This window comes from Streptomyces atriruber (genome assembly GCF_001418325.1).
Taxonomy (GTDB): domain Bacteria; phylum Actinomycetota; class Actinomycetes; order Streptomycetales; family Streptomycetaceae; genus Streptomyces; species Streptomyces atriruber.
Map to the genome: position 1 here is coordinate 1 of NZ_LIPN01000135.1, position 20084 is coordinate 20084.

Genomic DNA, 20084 nt, shown 5'->3' on the forward strand with positions numbered 1-20084 from the left:
CCCCTGCCCCAGCTCCCGCCGCCGCTCCTGCCTCTGCCGCTGCCCCCAAGCAGAAGAAGCGGTCCGCGAAGGCGGGCGGCGGCGCCGGCTCGGGGCGCGCTTCGGCGGCCAAGGACGATCCGGGCTCCTCGATCACTTCGGGCGGCACGCCTGCGTCCTGGGTGAAGACCACCGGTGCCGGGACCGCTCCCTCCTCCCGGGCGGGGCACGCCTCGGGAACGGGCGGCGGTTCCGGCGGCGACGACGGCTTCGGGCCCGCCCCCGGGCCGGGGCACGGTGACGGCCCCGGGTCGAGGCGCGGCTCCTTGTCGGAGCTGGGATCCGCCCACCCGCTCGGGGACCAGCTGCCCGCCGTCTTCGCCGACGACGACTTCATCCTGCGCTTCGTCTCCGGCCTTGACGTCGTGCTCGCGCCCGTCTTCACCGTCCTGGACTGCCTGGAGGCGTACTTCACGCCCTCCCTGACGCCCGAGGACTTCCTCGACTGGCTGACGGACTGGGTCGGCACGGAACTCGACGGCACCGAACCGCTGGCGACGCGCCGCCACGCCGTGGCCTCCGCCGTCGAGCTACACCGCGTCCGCGGCACCCGCCGCGGTCTCGCCGCCGCCGTCGAACTCGCCTTCGGCGTGCGCCCGGAGATCGCCGAGAGCGGCGGCGCGAGCTGGTCCGCACGCCCGCTGGGCGCCTTCCCCGGCACCCCGCGGCCCGCCCTGCACGTCAGCCTGCGCGTCGACGACCCCGCGTCGGTGGACCCGCACCGCCTGCGGGCCGTCGTCGCGGCGGCCCGCCCCGCCCACCTCCCCTTCACGGCCGAGGTGACCGCCACACCTGCCCCTGAAGGGACCTAGAGATGCCCGACCAGCACGAGACGGACGACATGCCGAACACCCCAGCCAACACGATCCCGTGCCCCGAGTGCGGCACCCCGGCCCGCCAGCACGGCCAGTCCTTCTGCGACTCGTGCGGGGCCTTCCTCCGTTGGGACACCCCGGCAGGCACGCCGGGCCCCGCCCGCCCGGGCAACGCTCCGGCCGCGGACAACTCCCCCGGGTCGCAGCCCGAGGCCGACGCGGGCCCCGCTGCCCCGCCCGCCCCCGCCGGCGTTTTCGGTCCTCCCCCCGCCGGTTCCACGGACACCACCGTCCCGCTGCCCCCGGCCGGTCCCGCCGAGCCGACCGCGGGACCGCCCCGGCCCAGCGACACCGCCATCCGGTCCCTGCTCGTGCCCGTGCCCGAGGGCTCCGAGCCCGTGGCGCCGGAGACCCCGGGCAGCGTGCTGCCGGGCAGGCCCGAGGCGGCCCGGCCGCGCGTACGACAGGCCGCCGTGCCCGTCGAGCCCGAGTCGGGAGCGCCGTGCCCGAGCTGCGGGACGCCCAACGCTCCCCGTCGGCACTTCTGCCGCAGCTGCGCCAGCCCCCTCAGGGACAACGGCGCCCCGGCCGCCGAGGGCCCGTACGCGGGACAGCGCCCCCGCCTGCACCGCGACCGCACCCGCTGGATCGCCCGTGCCGTGGGCATCGCGGCGGTCGTCGGCCTGGTGGTGGGCGGGATCTTCGGCGGGCCGCCGGCCGCGCGGGCCGTCCAGGACCACTTCGCCAAGCGGGTCCCGGTCCACCCCACCGACTACAGCGCCTCGCACTCCGCCCCCAAGCAGGCGGCCAAGCTCGCCTTCGACGGCTACAGCAACACCTGGTGGGGCACGGGCTACGCGGGCGACTCGGCGGGCCAGTGGCTGCAGGCCGACTTCGGCCAGCCCACCGACCTGCTCAACCTCCTGATCACGCCCGGCACTTCGCCCCGCAGCGCGCAGGCCGCCGAGCAGGCGCGGCCGATGGAGTTCGACCTGGTGGTCAACGACTCGGCGGGCAAGGAGCACGTGATGCACCGCCGGATCAACGACGGCGGCGTGCAGAGGATCGACGTGCGCGTGCGGGACGCGGTGAAGGCACGGCTGGTCCTGCGCTCCGCGTACGGCACCGGCAAGAAGCGCCAGGTGGCCATCGCCGAGCTGGAGTTCTTCGGCCGCTCCACCGGCGGCCAGTAGGAACAGAGCGGCGGACGCGTGAGGTCCGGGGTCGTCGTCGGACGGCCCCGGACCTCTCTTTTCACCTGTTTGCGGCGCGCTCGGTCAGATGCGGTCGGCCGCGATCAGCACGTACTGGAACGAGCCGTCCCTGTACGAGTTGATGAACGCCTCTTCGATGCCGGTGACCAGCGAGGACGTCGCCCGCAGCTCCCAGTAGGGCAGCGTCGCGTCCGTCAGGTCGACGATGGCCTGCGGCACGAGGCGGTTGTCGGCCATGGCCTTCAGATACTCCCTGCGGGAGTGGATGTTGCACTCGAAGTGCGCGTTGATCTGGGAGACCCACTTCGAGGGCTGGCCGTAACGCGGGTTCCAGCAACCGGTGATGGTCACATAGCGGCCGCCAGGCGCGAGGACACGGGAGTGCTCGGCGAAGAGGTCGTGCAGGTCGACGTACATGCTGGACTCGTTGTTCCACGAGGCCTTGGCCTGGCCCGTCTCGAACGGCATGTCGAGCATGTTGCACACGCGGGCGCGGACGTGTTCCTCCATGCCGAGCTCGCGGGCGCGCCGGTTGGCGAAGTCGGCCTGCTTGGCCGAGAGCGTGACGCCCTCCGCCCGGCACCCGAACCGTTGATGCGCCATGACCAGCGACCCGCCCCGTCCGCACCCCGCGTCCACGACCGTGTCGTCACGCCCGACCGGTCCGAGCTGGTCCAGGAGCACATCGGTCTGCGCCGACTCCAGGCGGTGCAGCTCGGCGATCAGCCTCTTCTCGTACTCACTGTCGCGGGCGTCGCCCAGCGCGTCGTGGTCCACGTCCCCGATGCCGTAATGGTGGTGGTAGAGACCGTCGACGTCGCCGAGGCGCAGGTTCACCGGCCTGGCCTCCCCGTCCCAGTAGCGGGCGATGTCTCCCTGGTATGGGGACGCCGGAGCGGGGATGGACAGGGATGTGCCGTTGGCGAGTTCGGTGCTGGTCACAGTGGTGTCGGCTCCTCTTACCAGAAGTCGGGCAGGCTGTAGCGGTAGGTGTTGGTCCGGTGCCAGTAGTGGTTGCCGTCGACCCAGACGGCCACTCCCCTCAGGAAGCGCAGCACGCTCGGGACGGGGCAGGCGGCCGCCAGGGCGGCGGCCTCGGCCTCGAAGGCGTGCATCAGGTCGTTGTGGACCTCGACCCCCTTCAGGTAGGCGTCCCGGTCGGAGACGCTCTCCCGTTCGGCGATCACCACGGGCAGGTTCAGATGGCGGCCCGGGCTGTCGAGTTCCTTGGTGTACGAGTACAGGTCGTTCACCACGGTGGTGGCGTTGCCCGCGAGGGCGATGACCCGCTGCATGGCCGGCTGCGCGTGCAGGTCGGCCGGCAGTTCATAGCCACCGACGGTGTCGGTGATGGTGGGGCAGGGGCGGAAGTTGTTGAACTGGCGCATCGCCAGGTACTCCCACACCTCGGGTACGTGGTCCGTCTCGGACCATGCGGCCTCGGCGAGGTAGCCGAGGTGCAGTCGGGCCATGTCGTGCCGGAAGCGGTCGGCCTGTGAGGCCGTGGCCTGCCGGGTGAAGTACTCCATGGCCGAGCGGTAGGCACGGCGCGGGGCGTCCGACCGGAGCGACTCGCGCCACGCCGGTTCGTACTCCTGCGTCGTGTGGACGTCGTCGAGGGCCGTGTGGGCCAGCAGCAGACGGCTGCCGAGGCCGATGGGTGAGCCGCCGTGGTCCTCGCAGTAGCAGTCGTCGACCGCGTTCTCCGCGACCATCAGGCGGGCGGCGATCATCAGGTGGTCGACGGTGGGGGCGTCCGGGTGGCAGGCGACCATGTAGCGGCCGACGGAGAAGCCGTCGAACTGGTCCTCCCACTCGGGTGGGAACGCCTGGACCTCGTCCACCGCCCACTCCTTGATCCGGCGGCTGACCTCGGCCACCCGGACCGGATCGGGCTCCTGCACGGGGTGGTGGTAGAGCCCCGGGATCGGCGTCCCCTCCGCAGGACCCGCGGTCTCCGCCGGTGCGTCGGTCTCCACCCGTTTCGCCGGACCCAGGTACAGGCCCGCCGTGCCCAGGCCGCTCGGGCCGCGCAGAATCCTTTCCATGGCAGGGTTCGGGTGCAGGGTTGGCAGCCCGGGATCGGGCATCCGTAGCTCCTTGGTGAGGTGACGGGAGGGGCGGGCGGGCTAGGGCCTGCGGGAGATCTGCACGTTCTCCAGCACACCGAGCGCGTCGGGCAGCAGAACGGCGGCGGAGTAGTACGCCGTGACCAGGTACGAGATGATCGCCTGCTCGCTCATGCCCATGAAGCGCACCGAGAGGCCCGGCTCGTACTCCTCCGGCAGCCCGGTCTGATGGAGACCGATGACTCCCTGGTTGTCCTCGCCGGTACGCATCGCGAGGATCGAGCTGGTGTTGTCCTCGCTGATGGGGATCTTGTTGCAGGGCAGGATCGGCACGCCGCGCCAGGCGGGGACCTGCTGGCCGCCGAGGTCGACGTGGTCCGGATAGAGCCCGCAGGCGTTGAATCCCCAGCCGATGGCCGCGATGGTCCTGGGGTGGGCCAGGAAGAACTTGGTCCCGCGCCGACGGCAGAGCAGATCGTCGAGGTCGTCCGGGGTGGGCCGTCCCGAGTGGGGCTGGATCCGCTGCTTGAAGGCGGCGTTGTGGAGCAGACCGAACTCGCGGTTGTTGATCAGCTCGTGCTCCTGGCGCTCGCGCAGCGCCTCGACGGTGAGCCTGAGCTGTTCCTCGGTCTGGTTCATCGGCCCGTTGTAGAGGTCCGCGACCCTCGTGTGGACGCGCAGAACCGTCTGGGCGACCGAGAGTTCGTACTCCCGGGGATGCGCTTCGTAGTCCACGAAGGAGCCAGGCAGCCGTGCCTCGCCGACGTGGCCCGCCGACATCGCGATCTCGGCCTCACCGTGCCGCGTCTGCCGCGGGACGGAGCGCGCGGAGAACTGCTCCAGGTGGCTCCGGAGGCTCGGCGCGGCGGACTTGAGGGCGTCGAAGTCGGCGCGGGACAGGGTCAGCAAGGTGCCGGACGTCGTGGCCGTGGCGGTGAAGCCCCACCGCGCGTCGTCCTCCAGCAGCGCCTCCTCGCCGAACCGGCCTCCGTCGGCAAGTACGGCGACGGACACCTCGTCGCCGTACTTGCCGACGGACGTCTGGTTGATCCGGCCATGGGCGATCAGATGGATCTGCTCCGCGGGGGCACCCCGTTCGACGAGCACCTCACCGGCGCGGAAGTCGCGCTGCACGAAGCGGTCGGCGATCGCCGTCAGCACCTCGTCGTCGTCGAACCCGCGCAGCGGGGCCAGTTCGCCCAGCTCGCGCGGGACCACCCGGACGTCGGCGCCGTCCTGCAGGAACTCGATGCACCCGTCGCCGACGGTGTAGGTCAGCCGCCGGTTCACCCGGTACGTGCCGCCCTTGGTCTCCACCCACGGAAGCATCCGCAGCAGCCACCGGGAGGTGATCTCCTGCATCTGCGGGGCGGACTTGGTCGTGGTGGTGAGATTGCGGGCCGCCTCGGTGCTCAGGCTGGTCCGCGGAGCAGGCTCCAGCCGCTCATCCGGGCTGGTCTCAACGGTCATCGGGCGAGCTCTCCTTTGCGACATGAGGAGATACGTGGATGAATCCGGGAATCCGCCCGGATCCGTTGGGAACGCTAACGGCCGGTTCGCCCAACTCACCTGACAATGTTGCTCAGTTACCTCGATGCAGCGATCTTGCTCCCCAAGAGGTTTATCCGACTGCCCAACTGCGCACAGACCCCTCACAAGTTCACAAACGCGCACGGCCCCACCGCGCAAAGTGGCCGCCGGGCACCGGAGGGGTGAGCCCGGCGGCCACGTCCAGGGGCCGACCGATGGTCTACGAAAGCTGCGACTGCACCTGCGAGGAGATGATCTCCAGGTGGTCCAGGTCGGCCAGGTCCAGGCACTGGAGGTAGATGCGGCTCGCGCCGATCGCCTCGTACCGCCCGATCTTGTCGACCACCTCGGCGGGCGAGCCCGCCAGACCGTTCGCCTTCAGCTCGTCCACGTCGCGGCCGATCGCCGCCGCGCGCCGGGCGACCTCCGCGTCGTCCTTGCCGACGCACACCACCAGCGCGCTGGAGTACACCAGATCGCTGCCCTTGCGCCCGGCCCGCTCGGCGGCCGCGCGGACCCGGCCGAACTGCCGCTCGCTGTCCTCGATCGAGGCGAAGGGGATGTTGAACTCGTCCGCATACTGCGCGGCGAGGCGCGGGGTGCGCGTCGCGCCGTGGCCGCCGATCAGGACCGGCACCTTGCCCTGGGCGGGCTTGGGCAGCGCCGGGGAGTCGGTGAGCTGGTAGTGCTTGCCGTCGTGGCTGTAGGTCTGGCCGATCTCCGTGGCCCACAGACCGGTGACGATCTCCAGCTGCTCCTCGAGGCGGGCGAACTTCTCCTTGGGGAAGGGGATGCCGTACGCCTTGTGCTCCTCCTCGAACCAGCCCGCGCCAAGCCCCAGTTCGACCCGGCCGCCCGACATCTGGTCGACCTGCGCCACCTGGACGGCGAGCACCCCGGGCAGCCGGAACGTACCGGCCGTCATGAGCGTGCCCAGCCTGATCCGCTTGGTCTCCCTGGCGAGCCCGGCGAGCGTGATCCATGCGTCCGTGGGCCCCGGCAGGCCGTCGGCGGAGCCCATGCGGAGGTAATGGTCCGAGCGGAAGAAGGCGTCGAATCCGAGGTCCTCGGTGGCCTTGGCGACGGTGAGCAGGGTGTCGTAGGTGGCCCCTTGCTGGGGCTCGGTGAAGATTCGAAGATCCATGGCTCCATCCTGCACGCTCGAACGCCTGTCAACCCCGCCGGTCCCGCCGAACCCCCACCGCCCCGGTCGGGTGAAAATCCGTCAACACGGCGGCGGCGCGCGCCCGCACCAGTGACCACGCCGGACGCATGATCGTTGGCTCGGGCGGAGCCGGACCGCCCGGCACCCGCACCGGCGGCCGCTGCCGGGGCGTCGTCTGCGTCAACCGCCCCTCCCCCTCGGGAGGGCGAGGGCCGAGGAGGCCGTCATGTCCCAGGAAGCCGTGCCCGACCAGGAAGCCGCGCACGATTCGCCCGTGCCCGCCCAGCAGGGCGCACCCAAGGGCCTGCTGCAGCAGATGGAGGAGTTGATGGCAGCGCTCAACGCCGATCTGACCCAGCTCGACGCCGATCTGCAGCAGTCCGCGCCCTCCGGACCCACCGGCTCCGGCGCCCCTTCCGCGGGCACCCGTCAGCACAGCGGCGACGAGCCCGGCCGCCCCTGACGGCACAGGCGCTCCCCCACAGCACCCGCACCACCCACGGCCTCGACGACCCTGCCGCTGGGCGGGGTCGGCCCGGCGCCTTCTCATGCCGGCCCCGCCGCCGAGTCGGGCTCGGGCAGCCCCTGCTCCCGCACCGCGAGTCTGCGCAGCATCTCCAGCACCCGGTCCCTGGACTCGTCGGCCGCGTCGATCGCCTCCATGCACTGCCAGTACACCCCCTCCTCGGCCCCCATGGCGACGCCGACGAGCGCGATGCCGACCTCGCCGAGGAGCCTGCCGAGCCCGAGCAGGACCTCGTGCGCGTCGCCGGTCCCCGTCAGCCTCGATGCGCGTATGTCCTCGGTGCCGAGGCGTGGGGCGTCGAGCACCCCGCAGGCTCTGCCGCCGACTTCACTCAGACCCAGTGCCTCGCTCCGTAACTCAGGAGGCCCCGCGACCGCGAGGTGGCTGCCGATGGCCTGCGCGAGGGCCTGGGACTGCCAGACCTCCACGACGATGTCCGCGGGATCCTGGCTGTTCGCCAGAGCACGGCGGTTCGCCTCGATGAGCCGCATCGCGTTCATGCCCGGCCCCTCCCTCCCGCGCGCACTCGCCGCACGATTGCCCGAACTCCCCTGTCCACTACCCAGAGTGAGGCGCATCCGGGCGAAAAGCCAGGGGAGGTCGGAAATCTGTGGACACGCAGGAGAGTTTGGACAAGCCATCCACTCCGGAGAGTGACGAAAATACCGGAATGTGAGATTCCGAGGCGTCTCCGGGAGGCGCGGGAAGGGTCAGGGGCCTTCCGGTACCGGGAAGCGCCGCTCGTTCCGCTCGATCTTCGCCGCGAGCGCGGCCAGCACATCGATCCCCAGGACCTCGCAGAACTGCAGCAGATACGCGAGGACGTCGGCCACCTCGTCCGCCACCCGCGGCGCCGTGTCCGGGTCGTCCATCACCCGGGCCGACTGCTCGGGGGTCAACCACTGGAAGATCTCGACCAGTTCGGAGGCCTCCACGCTGAGCGCCGCGGCCAGATTCTTCGGGGTGTGGTACTGCTCCCAGTCGCGGGCCGCCGCGAACTCGGCCAGCCTGCGCTGCAGTACCGCCACATCAAGTCGTTCCGTCACGGCTCAAGGTCTACCACCGAGGCCCCCGCGTCCGTCGCCCAGGACGCGTCACCCACCGCCCCCACCAGCCGGATGTGCCCGCGTCCGCAGGTGCGCGCCGCCAGTTCGCCGAGGGTGCGCGCCTGCCGTGCGTCCATGCGCCGGTCGAGCCCGTCGGCGAGGACCGTGAGGGTCTGATACGCCAGCGGCACCTCCGCCACCGGGTCGACGGCGAGCACGCCGGGCCCGGTCAGCAGGACCAGCGCCAGCGCCAGGTACCGCAACTCGCCGTCGCCGAGCCGCGCGAGCGGTGTGCGCACACCGCCGCCCCGGTCGATGAAGGCGTGCACGGTACCGTCCTCCACCTCCTCTGCGGAGACGTCCGCGACGGGCCCCGCACATCCGGAACGCACCGCCGAGACCAGCATCGCGTGGCGTACCGCGCACTCGGCGCGGGTGCGCCACAGGACTTCGGCGAGGTTGTCGCAGCCGCTCAGGAGGCGGCCCGAGCCGATGAGTCCGGCGGGGACGGGGGCGCGCATGCGGCTGGGCCGCGGGTCGCACGCGTACGCCGAGCGCAGTGCGACCACGACCTGCTCCGCCGCGGCGAGCACCAGGCGCTGCCCGTCGGTCTTGCCCGCGACGCGCAGCGGCACGAGCGCCGTGCCGAGCCGGTCGTCGGGCATCGGGGCGCGTGTGACGGGGGCCGCGCCCGCGGTGTGCCAGGCGGCCTGCACCACGCGCCGGCCCGGGTCCCGCAGCGCCGTCTCCAGGAGCACCAGCCCGCCCCGGGTCAGCCGCTCGCCCACGACCCGCAGTTCGGGCTCGGCCTGCACGGCGAGGTCGAGCCGGACGGCGCCCGCGGGCCCGTCGACGGTGCAGCCGATGCGGAATCCGCGCCGCCGCTGGCCGTCGGCGCGGGCGCGCTCGGGCACGCACGCCACGGGGTCCGCGAAGACCTCGGGCAGCTCCGCCCCGGCACAGAGCCGCGCGAGCGCCTCGTACGCACCCAGCGCGCTCGACTTTCCGCTGCCGCTCGGGCCCGTGAGCAGGGTCATCGGACCGAGCGGAAGCACCGTGGCGCGGTGTCCGGCGAAGGCGGACAGGCGCAGTTCGGTGACCTGCGGCCGGTCCTGGGCCGCCGATGGCCCCGCGGCCGACATCCGGGAATGCACCGTCATGACCGGAAGGTAGGCGGCCGTGCACCCGACGAACCGTTACGCCCAACCGACCTTCCTACGATCGGGGGATTCCCGCCGAAGAGCCGCCGCGTGGATCACCGGGGGGGCTAAGAAGCCGCGCCACGTCACGGCGGCGCGGGGCGTACGCGGCGGGCTTACGCGGTCTTCAGGGCTTACGCGGTCCTCAGGACTTGCGCAGCCCTCACGACTTACGTGGTTCTCAGGACTGCGCGACCGCCTCCACCAGGCCCTGGACCTCCGTGCCGGGCGGCGCGAGGAGGAAGACGTTCTTGTCGACCCGGTGCATGCCGCAGTTCAGCCCGAGGACCACGCCGCTGCTGAAGTCGAGGACGCGCTTGGCGACTTCGGTCTCGGCGCCGGTCAGGTCCAGCAGGACCGGGATCTGGGCCATCACGGTCTCGGCGACCTCACGGGCGTCCGAGAAGACGTTGACCCGCATCACGACGAAACGGCGGCGCGTCTCGGTCTCCGCGTCGGGCAGCGCGCGGTGCCCCGGCCAGGAAGGCCATTCGTTGCGGCTGCGCAGCGGTACGACCTGGGCGAGCCCTTCCCACTGTTCATCGGTGACGTCGTGGCGCTGACTGCTGCTCACTTGCCCACCCCGTCCTGGCTCGCGGTTGTTCTCTGCACCGGGCAATTCTTACGCCAAGTCACCCGTTCAGCCCAACAGCGACACGGACGGCACCCCTCATACCGGGCACCGTGAAGTTCGCCACCCTCGTCGCCACCCTCTTCGCCCGCCCCTGCCCCGCAAGGGGTCAGCGGCCGGCTCCGGCGACCGCGCGCCCGAGAAGGCCGACCAGCGCATCGGCGAGACCGCCGCGCCAACAGGCGTAGTCGTGACCGCCGTTGTACTCCCTGAGGGAGACCGTGTGCCCGTGGGCGGCCAACGTCTCGTACATGAGGCGGCCGTGGTCGACCATCGAGCCTTCGTGCAGGCCGACGTCGAGGTGGACGCGGAGGGGAGGGCGCGGGGTCTCGGTGGCGAAGAGTTCGGCGAGCCAGGGCGTTTCCCCGGCGGGCACCGATTTCGGTACGCCGTGCGGCAGTCCGGGCCGCCACCAAAGCGACGGGGACTGGGCGAGGACGGCGCCGAACCGCTCGGGCCTGCGCAGGCCCGCGTACAGCGCGGTGAGTCCGCCGAGGCTCTGGCCCGCGACGACGGTACGGGCCGGGTCGGCCGTCAGCGGCCAGCGCGCGGCCGCCCAGGGAAGCACCTCGTCGGCCAGGAACCCGACGTACTCGTCACGGGCCGTGAGGTCCTGCCAGCGGGTGAGCCGGTCGACGGCGTCGGGCGCGATGACGACGGGCGGCGGTACGGCACGGTCGGCGACGAGCGCGTCCAGGGTGTCCTGGAGCGCGAGCCGCCCGAACCACATGTCGCCGTCGCACAGGACGACCACGGGGCTGTCGGGCCGCGGGCCGCCCGGCGGCAGGTGGACCCAGACGTCACGCCCGGCGCCGAGCACGCCCGCGGGGAGGCGGTGCCGCTCGACGCGGCCGCGCGGGATGTCGTCGCGCCGCTCGGTCCACGGTTGGGCGGGCGCGTCGGGCAGGGCGAAGACGGAGCCGTCCGGCTGACCCCAGCGGTCGCCGATCCGCCGGGGGTTGAGGGGGTCGTGGGCCGCGTGCGCCGACAGGGCGCGCAGCCGGAGCTGACGGAGTTCGGGGGCGGTGGGGAGGTCGCCGGGCGAGAGGTCGGCGGCGATGCGGTACGTGCCGCGGTGGTCGGCGCGGAGCCGGAGGGTGAGGTGCCAGACGTCCGTGCCGGTCAGCGGGGTCAGCAGGGCGTCGGCGAGCCGGTCGCGGTCGACGAGGCGGTTGGCGAGCAGCAGGACCTGGCGGGTGGCCCGGTGCCCGCGCCAGAGAAAGGTGACGGCGTGGTGCAGGGGGTCGCCGTCGGCCGGTTCGATCAGTGGGGTGCCGCCGCGTGCTTCGACGTCCTTCCAGAACGCTTCGAGGAGCGCGGGGCGCTCGTCCTCGGTGGCGTCGGAGACGCGGGAGGCCAGGGTCCGGAGGGTGGGGCTGAGCCCGGCAGCAAGATCCATGGGCTACTTAGCTTAGCCTAAGCTAAGTAGCAAAGGAGTCGGGGCGGACCGCCTCGAGCGGCTCGCGATAAGGGGGCGGCGCCGGGTCCCCAGTAGAGTGCGGCTGCGCAGTCCCTTCCCGAACCCCGAGGTCAGGTACCAGCAGTGACCCCCGCACCCCCCACCGGCATACCGGCCGTCGCCGTCGTCGGGATCGGGGCCGACGGCTGGGACGGCCTCCCGGCCGCCTCACGCGCCGCACTCGCCGAGGCCGACGTCGTCATCGGCGGCCCCCGCCAGCTGGCGCTGCTGCCCGCCGCACAGTGCCCCGGCGAGCGCGTGCCCTGGCCCTCCCCGCTCCGCCCCGCCGTGCCCGGCCTGCTCGCCGCCCACGCGGGGCGCCGCCTCGCCGTCCTCGCCAGTGGCGACCCGATGTTCTACGGCATCGGCCGCGCCCTCTCCGAGGAGCTCGGCGCCGCCGCACTGCACGTGCTCCCGCACCCGTCCTCCGTCTCCCTCGCCTGCGCGCGCCTCGGCTGGCCCGTCGAGGACACCGAGGTCGTCACGCTGGTCGGCCGCCCGGCCGCACGGCTCGCCACCGCGCTGCACGACGGCCGCCGCGTCCTCGTGCTCAGCGCGAACGCGGCCACGCCCGCCGAGGTCGCCGCCCTGCTGCGCGAGCGCGGCTTCGGCCCGAGCCGGCTGCGCGTACTCGAACAGCTCGGCGGTGCGGACGAGCGGTCGTACGACGGCGTCGCGGACACCTGGTCGCACGCGCCCGGCGACGCGCTGAACGTCGTCGCGGTCGAGTGCCGCCGCTCCCCCGACGCGCTGCGGCTCGGCGTGGTGCCGGGCCTGCCCGACGCCGCGTACGAGAGCGACGGGCAGCTCACCAAGCGGTACGTCCGTGCCGCCACGCTCGCCGCGCTCGCGCCCGCACCCGGCGAACTGCTCTGGGACGTGGGCGGCGGCTCCGGCTCGATCGCCGTGGAGTGGCTGCGCGCCCACCCGTCGTGCCGTGCCGTCACCATCGAGAAGAACCCCGTGCGCGCGGAGCGGATCACCCGCAACGCCGGACGGCTCGGCGTGCCGGGACTGCGCGTCGTCACCGGTGCCGCCCCGGCCGCGCTCGCCGGACTCCCCGCGCCGGACGCCGTGTTCATCGGCGGCGGCCTCACCGCGCCCGGCCTCCTCGACGCCGGATGGGAGGCGCTGCCGCCCGGCGGCCGCCTCGTCGCCAACACCGTCACGCTGGAGTCCGAGGCGCTGCTCACCGAGTGGTACCGGCGCCACGGCGGCGAGTTGGTGCGGCTCGCGGTCGCCCAGGCCGTCCCCGTGGGCGGCTTCACCGGCTGGCGGCAGGCCATGCCGGTCACCCAATGGTCCGTCACCAAGGCACAGAACAGCAGGAGTTGACGACAGATGACCGTGTACTTCATCGGCGCGGGACCCGGCGCCGCCGACCTGATCACGGTCCGCGGGGCACGGCGGATCGCCGCCTGCCAGGTCTGCCTCTACGCGGGCAGCCTGGTGCCGCGCGAACTGCTCGCCGAGTGCCCGGACGGCGCGCGGCTCGTGGACACCGCGCAGCTCAACCTGGACGAGATCACCGCCGAGTTGGTGCGCGCGCACGAGCAGGGACTCGACGTGGCGCGGCTGCATTCGGGCGACCCGTCCGTGTTCAGCGCGGTCGCCGAGCAGATGCGGCGGCTCGACGCGGCCGGGGTGCCCTACGAAGTGGTGCCCGGCGTCCCCGCGTTCGCCGCGGCGGCGGCCGCGCTGAAGCGGGAGCTGACCGTGCCGACGGTCGGCCAGACCGTCATCCTCACGCGCATCGCCCAGCGCGCGACGGCCATGCCCGAGGGCGAGGACCTGGCCACGCTCGGCCGCAGCGGCGCGCTCCTCGTCCTGCATCTGGCCGCCGGATACGTCGACCGCGTGGTGGAGGAACTCCTGCCGCACTACGGCGCGGACTGCCCCACCGCCGTGGTCGCCCTCGCCAGCCGTCCCGACGAGGTGATCCTGCGGGGCACGCTGGAGTCCATCGCCGGGCAGGTGAAGGAGGCGGGCATCGTGCGGACCGCCGTCATCATGGTGGGGCGGACGCTGGGGGCCTCGCAGTTCCGTGACAGTCACTTGTACTCGGCGGAACGGGACCGTCACGTGTGCTGACGGCCCCGGCCGCCCGGAGCGGCGGAGGTGCCGGTGCGCAGGTCGGTGCAGGCTTCGGCGGACGGCAGAGCGCGCTCGCGGGCGCTCGGCGCACTGGTGGGGGTCGCCGCTTCGGTGCTGATGTGCGGCCTCGCGGTGGTCACCGTGGTGCTCGTGCCCACGTGGTGGCCGCACCCCGTGGTGGCCGTCGTCGCGGGGCTGCTGCTCCTGGCCACGGGGTTCGCGCTGGTCCCCGTCTGTTTCATCTTTCTGGGCGCCTGGCAGTTCGGCGCGGCCGCACTCGCGCAGTGCCTGCTGGCCGTCGGGCTGCTCGCCTTCCTCGACCAGGCGGTGCTCGACATGTGGGGCGAGCCGGTGGAGACCGTGGTCACCGAAGCCGTACGGCACGAGCGGAACGCGCCGACCGGCAACGTCACCGGCACCTGGTGGGAGTGCTCGCTGCGCGGGCCCGACGGCGCGGAGCTCGAACGGCCCCTGCGGGAGTCGGACTTCTTCCCGGTGGGCGACGCGTGCCCGGCCGGTGCGGGGCCGGGCGACCGGCTCGTGGTGCACGCGGTGCCCGGCGGGTACGCCGCGCCGCAGACCAACCCGCCGGTCGGGGGCGCGCTGCCGGTCGCCGCGTTCGTGGTCGCCGCGGCGGCGACGACGGCGGCGTGCACGGCCTCGGGGATGCGCCGCCGGACCGGGGCCACCGGCAGCGGCACCGCCCCCGTCACTTGAGGGCGCTGCGCCCCACGACCGTCCCCGCCCGGTCGATGCAGATGACGTCCACCATGACCGGCGCTCCCCGCAGCACCCCGAGCGCCTCGTCGCGGGCCGTCTCCGCCACCAGGTCGCCGAGCGGCACCCCGGCCGCCGCGCACAACTGCAGGGCGGCGAGGCCCGTGTTGGCGTCGGCGATCCGCGCCGCCAGCTCCTCGGAGGCGCCGCCGCGGCGGGCGAGCCGGGCCAGGAAACCCTTGTCGACCTGGGAGCGGGCCGAGTGCAGGTCCAGGTGGCCCGCCGCCAGCTTCGACAGTTTGGCGAAGCCGCCGCAGATGGTGAGGCGGTCGACGGGATGGCGGCGCACGTACTTGAGGACCGCGCCCGCGAAGTCCCCCATGTCGAGCAGCGCGTCCTCCGGCAGCCCGTACTCGGCGACGACCGTCTTCTCCGATGTCGACCCGGTGCACCCGGCGACGTGCGTGCGCCCGGCCGCCCGCGCCACGTCCACGCCGCGCCGGATGGAGTCGATCCACGCCGAGCAGGAGTAGGGGACGACGATGCCGGTCGTCCCGAGGACGGACAGGCCGCCGAGGATGCCGAGGCGTGGGTTCCAGGTGGAGCGGGCGATCTCCTCGCCGTGGTCCACGGAGAGCGTGATCTCGACGTCCGGCGTGGTTCCTGCCCGGGCGGCGACCTCCGCCACGTGGTCCCGCATCATCTGCCGCGGCACGGGGTTGACCGCGGGCTCGCCGACGTCCAGGGGCAGCCCGGGGCGGGTGACGGTGCCCACGCCCGGCCCCGCCTTGAAGACGACGCCCGCACCGGCGTGCAGCCGCCGCACCGTGGACCGCACCAGGGCGCCGTGGGTGACGTCAGGGTCGTCGCCCGCGTCCTTCACGATGCCTGCCATGGCGTGGGAAGCGCCGAGTTCCTCGGCGGCGAGCGCGAAGGCGGGCGTCTGGCCCTTGGGCAGAGTGATGGTCACCGGGTCGGGGAAGTCGCCGGTGAGCAGCGCCGTGTACGCGGCCGTGGTGGCAGCCGTGGCGCAGGCACCGGTCGTCCAGCCGGACCGCAGACCGGTGTGCTTGAGTTGGGCGCTGCGCCCGCCCTTGGCCTTAGCTGCCTCACTCATGAAGGAAACCGAACTCCGTGCACGTACTGATTCTGGGGGGAACGACCGAGGGCCGCCGTCTGGCGGAGCTCCTCGCGGACGAGGCGGGGGTGCGGGTGACCAGTTCCCTGGCGGGTCGGGTCGCGGCGCCCCGGCTGCCGCCCGGCGAGGTGCGCGTCGGCGGCTTCGGCGGGGCCGAGGGGCTGGCGGCGTGGCTGGCCGCGCACCACGTGGACGCGCTCATCGACGCCACCCATCCTTTCGCCGGGACGATCTCGTTCAACGCGGCGAAGGCCGCCGCCGTGGCCCATGTTCCCCTGCTCGCCCTGCGTCGGCCCGGCTGGGTCGCGGCAGAGGGCGACGACTGGCACGAGGTCGGTTCCCTGGACCTGGCGGCACGGGCGCTTCCTGCCCTCGGCGAGCGGGTGTTCCTCACCACGGGCCGGATGGGCCTGGCCGCGTTCGCGGGCCCCGAGCTGGGCGCTCACTGGTTCCTCGTACGTTCCGTCGACGCGCCCGAGCCGCCGTTCCCGGCGCGCATGGACGTCCTCCTCGACCGGGGTCCGTTCACGCTCGACGGGGAGCGGGAGGTCCTGCGCTCCCACCGCATCGACGTCCTGGTGACGAAGGACAGCGGCGGCGCGGCGACCGCGCCGAAGCTGGTCGCCGCGCGCGAGGCGGGGATTCCCGTCGTGGTGGTCCGTCGGCCCGCCGGGCCGGAGGGGGTCACCGGAGTCGCCACGCCGGAGGAGGCGATCGCTTGGGTGCGTGCGCTGCACGGCTAGGTGCGGGTCCGCTGTGGTTGCTCACGCAGTTCCCCACGCCCCTAAAGGCACGGGTGCGCGCCCCGTAAGGGGCGCGGGGAACTGCGCGATCGGCCACGACGCACCCGCGGGCGACACACAAGGGCGCTACCCCTCGGGGTACCGCCGCGGCGTCCAGACGATCTGGTCCTCGCCGCCGCGTCGCCTGACCCACTGGGTCTGGGAGGAGCCGACGATCAGCAACGTACGCATGTCCACGTCCGCGGGATCGAGATCGGCCAGACGGACGACCCGAACGCTCTCCTCGGGACCTCCGACGTCCCGGCCGAGCACGACCGGGGTATCAGGGGCCCGATGCTCCAGGAGCAGTTCCCGCGCCTTGCCCACCTGCCAGGTGCGGCTGCGCGAGCCCGGGTTGTAGAGCGCGAGGACGAGGTCCGCCGAGGCCGCCGCGGCCAGCCGCTCCGCGATGACCTCCCACGGCTTGAGACGGTCCGAGAGGGACAGGGTCGCGTAGTCGTGGCCGAGCGGCGCGCCCGCGCGGGCGGCCGCGGCGTTCGCGGCGGTGACCCCGGGGAGCACCCGGACCGGGACGTCGGCGAAGTCGTCCTGCGAGGCGACCTCCAGGACGGCCGTGGCCATCGCGAAGACGCCGGGGTCGCCGCCCGACACGACCGCGACGCGCCGCCCGCGCCGCGCGAGCTCCAGCGCGAACTCGGCGCGCTCGGACTCCACGCGGTTGTCGGAGCCGTGCCGCCGCTGGCCGGGCCGGTGCGGCACGCGGTCGACGTACGTGGTGTAGCCGACCAGGTCGTCGGCGGCGGCGAGCGCGCCGCGCGTCTCGGGCGTCAGCCACAGCGGCCCCGCGGGACCCGTGCCGACCACGACGACCTCGCCGCGCTCCGGGGTCTCCGGCACGGGGGCGGGCGCGGGGCCTCCGGTCAGCGGCGCGACCCGGCTCGGCAGCACCGCCACGGAGAAGTAGGGCACCGACTCCGGGTCCACCTCGGCGAGGCGGCCGGTGCGCTCGCCCTCCATGGTGGCCCGCTCGACGTAGCGCGCCTCGTCGAGGCGGCCCGAGCGCTCCAGGGCGCCCCGGACCTTTCCGAACGTGCGGCCGAGCTTCATGACGACCGCGGAGTCCGTCGACGCCAGGCGCGCGGCCAGCTCCTCCTCGGGGAGGGTGCCGGGCAGGACCGTGAGGACCTCCTCGGCCTCCACCAGGGGCTCACCGAGCCGGGCGGCCGCGGCGCTCACCGAGGTGACGCCGGGGATCACCTCGGTCGGGTAGCGGTGCGCGAGGCGCTTGTGCATGTGCTGGTAGGAGCCGTAGAAGAGCGGGTCGCCCTCGGCGAGGACGGCGACCGTGCGGCCCGCGTCGAGGTGGGCGGCGAGCCGGTCGGCGGCCACTTCGTAGAAGTCGTCGAGGGCGCCGCGGTAGCCGCCGGGGTGGTCGGTGCTCTCCGTGGTGACGGGGTAGACCAGCGCTTCCTCGATGTGGTCGGCGCGGATGTGCGCGGCCGCGATCGAGCGGGCGATGGAGCGGCCGTGCCGGGCGGAGTGGTACGCGACCACGTCGGCGGCGGCGATGACCTCCACGGCGCGCACGGTCATCAGCGAGGGGTCGCCGGGACCGAGGCCGACGCCGTAGAGCCGCCCCTGCGGGCTCTGTTCGATGGGCACGCCGCTCATTCCGCTTCGCTCGCAATCGCGTTGATCGCCGCCGCGGCCATCGCGCTGCCGCCGCGACGTCCCCGTACGACCAGGTACTCCAGACCGGAGGAGTGCTCGGCGAGCGCGTCCTTGGACTCGGCGGCGCCGACGAAGCCGACCGGGATGCCGAGGACGGCGGCCGGGCGCGGCGCGCCCTCCTCGATCATCTCCAGGAGGCGGAAGAGCGCGGTGGGCGCGTTGCCGATGGCGACGACCGAGCCTTCGAGGCGGTCGCGCCAGAGTTCGAGCGCGGCGGCGCTGCGGGTGGTGCCGAGCCGGGCCGCGAGGTCCGGGACGGACGGGTCGGCGAGGGTGCAGATCACGTCGTTGTCGGCGGGCAGCCGCTTGCGCGTGACGCCGCTGGCGACCATGTTCGCGTCGCAGAGGATCGGCGCGCCGTCGCGCAGCGCCTTGCGGGCGTCGGCGATCACGCGCGGGCTGTAGGAGAGGTCGCGCACGAGGTCGACCATCCCGCAGGCGTGGATCATCCGCACCGCGACCTGGCTGACGTCGGCGGGCAGGCCGCCGAGGTCCGCCTCCGCGCGGATGGTGGCAAAGGACTCGCGGTAGATCGCCGCGCCGTCCTTCTCGTAGTCGAACACTGTGCTCTCGCTCATCTCGTGGCCGTCGGTTTCGTGGTGGTACGTGCCGTGGTGACCTGCTCGGTCACGGTGCCGCCCGTCAGCGGTGTCCGGTCCTCGCCGGGGACGCGCACCGTCACCTCGTACCGCCCGTCGCCGGTGGCGAGGACGTCGACCCAGTCGCCCCACGGGTGCCCGCAGCGCCGTTCGCAGCCGGACCAGTGGACGGGCAGGCCGCCGAGGCCGGGGACGGCGTCGGCGCGTACGTCGGAGAGGGACTTGGCGCAGCCGGGGCGTCCGGTGCAGGCGCCGACGCCCAGCCAGGGCGAGTCGGCGTCGGTGATGTGCCCGGCGTCGGCGAGCACGGCGAGGCGCTCGCGGGCCGCGGCGTCGTCGGCGAAGCCGGGGACGACGAAGCCGCGCCAGGGCGTGACGCGCAGTTCGTCGGCGGGCAGCGGCAGGAGGGCCCGCCACTGGGCGGCGGTGACGCGGCCGAGGGGGGCGCTCACGACGACGGCGGCGCCGGTCACCCCGGGTGTCTGCGGGGCGCTGCGGGCGACGGACCACGGCTCGGCGCGCACGGCGTCGATGCCCGCGCGCTCCAGCGCTCCGGCGAGGTCCACGGGCTGCTCGCGGGGCAGCTCCCGCACCCGCCAGGCGCCGTTGCCCCCGGCGGTCGCGGCGGCGAGGAAGGCCTCCGCGGCGGTGAGCGCGGCGCGGGGGGCGTCGGCTCCGGCGACCCGGAACGCCGGGCCGCCGACGCGGACGACCGCCGTCCCGCCCGATTCTGCGATCAAGGTCACATCGCCGCCGAGCCCGACGACGTCCCCGCGCCCGTCGTCCAGGGCGAACAGGAACCGCCCGGAGAGCTCCGCCGTCCACTCCTCGGAACACAGGAGTCCGTCCAGCTCACGGGCCCACAACTGCACGTCACCATGGCCGAGTCGGTCGATGCCCGCGAGCGGTGACGCCACGACGTTGCGGATGCGTTCGTGCCGTTCGGAGGGGAGCAGGCCCGCTTCCGAGAGCAGCGCGGAGAGTTCGGCCCCGCAGGTCTCGCCGAGGCCGCGCAGCTCGATGTTGCCGCGCGAGGTGATGCTGAGGCCGCCGTCCGCGAGGCGCTCCGCCGCGCCGGCCAGCACCTCGGCCTGACGGGACGTCAAAAGACCCCCGGGCAGGCGGAGTCGGGCGAGGTGGCCGTCGTCGGCGCGGTGCAGGCGAAGGGCTCCGGGGCAGGCGTCATCCCGGTCGCGTATGGGAGGTTCGCCCTGTTTTGGGGATGTTGCTCGGCTGGGCGGCATGGCGGCGAGCATACCCACGCGGATCCGGCGGGTCGCCTCCCGAGACGGACCGTTCAGGCAGGTGGCCGCCCCGCCGACCGCGGGCAGGACTTACTATGCAGGCGGCGGGCCGCTCAGCGGTCCCG

At 73.5% G+C, this 20084-nt stretch carries 19 protein-coding genes and 1 pseudogene; 7 read left to right on the forward strand and 13 right to left on the reverse strand.

The window, feature by feature from the left end; genetic code table 11:
- Nucleotides 1-314 precede the first annotated feature (314 nt).
- The gene (locus tag AOK03_RS15710; RefSeq protein WP_079074744.1) at nt 315-851 is read left to right on the forward strand and encodes a phage tail protein; all 537 of its coding nucleotides are present in this window, start codon (nt 315-317) and stop codon (nt 849-851) included.
- A gap of 2 nt (nt 852-853) precedes the next feature.
- Nucleotides 854-2047, forward strand: a complete 1194-nt coding sequence (locus AOK03_RS15715; RefSeq protein WP_055565878.1) for an NADase-type glycan-binding domain-containing protein — start codon at nt 854-856, stop codon at nt 2045-2047.
- Between the two features lie 84 nt (nt 2048-2131).
- On the opposite strand, the gene AOK03_RS15720 is transcribed toward AOK03_RS15715, so the two are convergent.
- From AOK03_RS15720 to AOK03_RS15735, 4 genes and pseudogenes are all read right to left on the reverse strand, one after another.
- Entirely contained in the window at nt 2132-3010 is an 879-nt protein-coding gene (locus AOK03_RS15720) for a geranyl diphosphate 2-C-methyltransferase (protein WP_055565879.1), read from the reverse strand.
- 17 nt (nt 3011-3027) lie between these two features.
- Nucleotides 3028-4189, reverse strand: a pseudogene (locus AOK03_RS15725) (family 2 encapsulin nanocompartment cargo protein terpene cyclase); the annotation flags it as partial.
- A gap of 8 nt (nt 4190-4197) precedes the next feature.
- Entirely contained in the window at nt 4198-5607 is a 1410-nt protein-coding gene (locus AOK03_RS15730; RefSeq protein WP_055565880.1) for a family 2B encapsulin nanocompartment shell protein, read from the reverse strand.
- Between the two features lie 280 nt (nt 5608-5887).
- Nucleotides 5888-6811: an LLM class F420-dependent oxidoreductase gene (locus AOK03_RS15735; protein ID WP_055565881.1), complete on the reverse strand. Its 924-nt coding sequence runs from the start codon at nt 6809-6811 to the stop codon at nt 5888-5890.
- 247 nt (nt 6812-7058) lie between these two features.
- Here AOK03_RS15735 and AOK03_RS15740 point away from each other — a divergent pair, with 247 nt between their 5' ends.
- The gene (locus tag AOK03_RS15740) at nt 7059-7295 is read left to right on the forward strand and encodes a hypothetical protein (RefSeq protein ID WP_055565882.1); all 237 of its coding nucleotides are present in this window, start codon (nt 7059-7061) and stop codon (nt 7293-7295) included.
- A gap of 83 nt (nt 7296-7378) precedes the next feature.
- Here AOK03_RS15740 and AOK03_RS15745 read toward each other — a convergent pair whose 3' ends face one another.
- The 5 genes from AOK03_RS15745 to fes all read right to left on the reverse strand — a co-directional run bounded on the left by AOK03_RS15745 (nt 7379) and on the right by fes (nt 11633).
- Nucleotides 7379-7858, reverse strand: coding sequence for a DUF6099 family protein (locus AOK03_RS15745; protein ID WP_055565883.1), 480 nt, complete (start codon nt 7856-7858; stop codon nt 7379-7381).
- Between the two features lie 210 nt (nt 7859-8068).
- A complete protein-coding gene (locus AOK03_RS15750) occupies nt 8069-8404 on the reverse strand; it encodes a nucleotide pyrophosphohydrolase (RefSeq protein ID WP_055565884.1) in 336 nt (111 codons plus the stop codon).
- Nucleotides 8401-9564: an AAA family ATPase gene (locus AOK03_RS15755; RefSeq protein WP_055565885.1), complete on the reverse strand. Its 1164-nt coding sequence runs from the start codon at nt 9562-9564 to the stop codon at nt 8401-8403. Before AOK03_RS15755 ends, AOK03_RS15750 begins: the two co-directional genes overlap by 4 nt.
- 220 nt (nt 9565-9784) lie before the next feature.
- A complete protein-coding gene (locus tag AOK03_RS15760; protein WP_055565886.1) occupies nt 9785-10177 on the reverse strand; it encodes a cell division protein SepF in 393 nt (130 codons plus the stop codon).
- 166 nt (nt 10178-10343) lie between these two features.
- Entirely contained in the window at nt 10344-11633 is a 1290-nt protein-coding gene (gene fes, locus AOK03_RS15765; RefSeq protein WP_055565887.1) for an enterochelin esterase, read from the reverse strand.
- 144 nt (nt 11634-11777) lie between these two features.
- On the opposite strand from fes, the gene AOK03_RS15770 reads away from it, so the two are divergent.
- From AOK03_RS15770 to AOK03_RS15780, 3 genes are read left to right on the forward strand one after another with little or no spacing between them, the layout of a single operon-like run.
- Nucleotides 11778-13028, forward strand: a complete 1251-nt coding sequence (locus tag AOK03_RS15770) for a bifunctional cobalt-precorrin-7 (C(5))-methyltransferase/cobalt-precorrin-6B (C(15))-methyltransferase (RefSeq protein WP_055565888.1) — start codon at nt 11778-11780, stop codon at nt 13026-13028.
- A gap of 6 nt (nt 13029-13034) precedes the next feature.
- A complete protein-coding gene (cobM, locus tag AOK03_RS15775; protein WP_055565889.1) occupies nt 13035-13784 on the forward strand; it encodes a precorrin-4 C(11)-methyltransferase in 750 nt (249 codons plus the stop codon).
- Between the two features lie 33 nt (nt 13785-13817).
- On the forward strand, nt 13818-14504 hold the full coding sequence (locus AOK03_RS15780; protein ID WP_157868954.1) for a hypothetical protein: 687 nt from the start codon (nt 13818-13820) through the stop codon (nt 14502-14504).
- Here AOK03_RS15780 and AOK03_RS15785 read toward each other — a convergent pair.
- Complete coding sequence (locus tag AOK03_RS15785; protein ID WP_055565891.1) at nt 14497-15621, reverse strand: cobalt-precorrin-5B (C(1))-methyltransferase; 1125 nt, start codon at nt 15619-15621, stop codon at nt 14497-14499. The two genes, AOK03_RS15780 and AOK03_RS15785, sit on opposite strands and share 8 nt — an antisense overlap.
- A gap of 17 nt (nt 15622-15638) precedes the next feature.
- Here AOK03_RS15785 and AOK03_RS15790 point away from each other — a divergent pair, with 17 nt between their 5' ends.
- Nucleotides 15639-16385: a cobalt-precorrin-6A reductase gene (locus AOK03_RS15790; RefSeq protein WP_055565892.1), complete on the forward strand. Its 747-nt coding sequence runs from the start codon at nt 15639-15641 to the stop codon at nt 16383-16385.
- Between the two features lie 126 nt (nt 16386-16511).
- On the opposite strand, the gene AOK03_RS15795 is transcribed toward AOK03_RS15790, so the two are convergent.
- Genes AOK03_RS15795 through AOK03_RS15805 form a run of 3 tightly spaced genes read right to left on the reverse strand, consistent with a single transcriptional unit; the run spans nt 16512 to nt 19971 of the window.
- Nucleotides 16512-18047: a precorrin-2 C(20)-methyltransferase gene (locus AOK03_RS15795; protein WP_425264382.1), complete on the reverse strand. Its 1536-nt coding sequence runs from the start codon at nt 18045-18047 to the stop codon at nt 16512-16514.
- A 5-nt stretch (nt 18048-18052) separates the two neighbouring features.
- Complete coding sequence (locus AOK03_RS15800; protein WP_055565894.1) at nt 18053-18694, reverse strand: precorrin-8X methylmutase; 642 nt, start codon at nt 18692-18694, stop codon at nt 18053-18055.
- On the reverse strand, nt 18691-19971 hold the full coding sequence (locus AOK03_RS15805) for a cobalamin biosynthesis protein CobG (protein ID WP_063792506.1): 1281 nt from the start codon (nt 19969-19971) through the stop codon (nt 18691-18693). Before AOK03_RS15805 ends, AOK03_RS15800 begins: the two co-directional genes overlap by 4 nt.
- Nucleotides 19972-20084 lie beyond the last annotated feature (113 nt).